Origin of the sequence: Streptomyces sp. NPDC004658 (assembly GCF_040609555.1) — a bacterium.
Lineage (GTDB): Bacteria > Actinomycetota > Actinomycetes > Streptomycetales > Streptomycetaceae > Streptomyces.
Window position 1 is genome coordinate 1 of record NZ_JBEXKG010000440.1, and the last position, 1,064, is coordinate 1,064.

The following is a 1,064-nucleotide window of genomic DNA, read 5'->3' on the forward strand; positions in this document are numbered from 1 at the left end:
GTCAGCTCGCGGTACTTGCCCTGGGTCGGGATCCACGCCTCGCAGTCGAACTTCCTGGAGGCCGAGGCGCCCAGGTCGCCGGTGGCGACGTCGATCACCTGGAAGGGCAGCCCGAGAGCGGTCAGCCACTGCTTCTCCCAGTCGAGGAGGCGCTGGTGCTCCGCCTCCGCTTCCGCCGGGTCGACGTACGAGAACATCTCGACCTTGTCGAACTGGTGGACCCGGAAGATGCCACGGGTGTCCTTGCCGTACGTACCCGCCTCGCGGCGGAAGCACGGGGAGAAGCCCGCGTAGCGCAGGGGCAGCTTGTCCGCGTCGATGATCTCGTCCATGTGGTACGCGGCGAGCGGTACCTCGGAGGTGCCGACCAGGTAGTAGTCGTCCTTCTCCAGGTGGTACACGTTCTCCGCGGCCTGGCCGAGGAAGCCGGTGCCCTCCATGGCGCGCGGGCGGACCAGCGCGGGGGTGAGCATCGGGATGAAGCCGGCCTCGGTGGCCTGGGCGATCGCCGCGTTGACCAGGGCGAGCTCCAGCAGCGCGCCGACGCCCGTCAGGTAGTAGAAGCGCGACCCGGACACCTTGGCCCCGCGCTCCATGTCGATCGCGCCCAGCGCCTCGCCGAGCTCCAGGTGGTCCTTGGGCTCGAAGCCCTCGGCGCCGAAGTCACGGATGGTGCCGTGCGTCTCCAGGACGACGAAGTCCTCCTCGCCGCCGACCGGGACGTCCGTGTGGACGATGTTGCCGAGCCGCAGCAGCAGGCTCCGGGTCTCCTCGTCGGCCTCGCCCTGCGCCGCGTCGGCCGCCTTGACGTCGGCCTTGAGCTGCTCGGCCTTCTTCAGGAGTTCGGCGCGCTCCTCCGGGGAGGCCTTGGGGATGAGCTTGCCGAGCGATTTCTGCTCGGAACGGAGCTCGTCGAACCGGACCCCGGACGACCTGCGCCGTTCGTCGGCGGAGAGAAGGGCGTCGACGAGGGCGACGTCCTCTCCACGGGCGCGCTGGGAGGCGCGAACACGGTCGGGGTCCTCACGAAGCAGGCGAAGGTCAATCACCCCTCCAGGCTACCG

1 protein-coding gene is annotated in these 1,064 nt (G+C 69.6%); it reads right to left on the reverse strand.

The annotated features are described in order from the left end of the window. On the reverse strand, positions 1 to 1,049 hold a 1,049-nt coding region (gene serS / locus ABZV94_RS42000), incomplete at its 3' end, for a serine--tRNA ligase (RefSeq protein ID WP_356350441.1). Positions 1,050 to 1,064 lie beyond the last annotated feature (15 nt).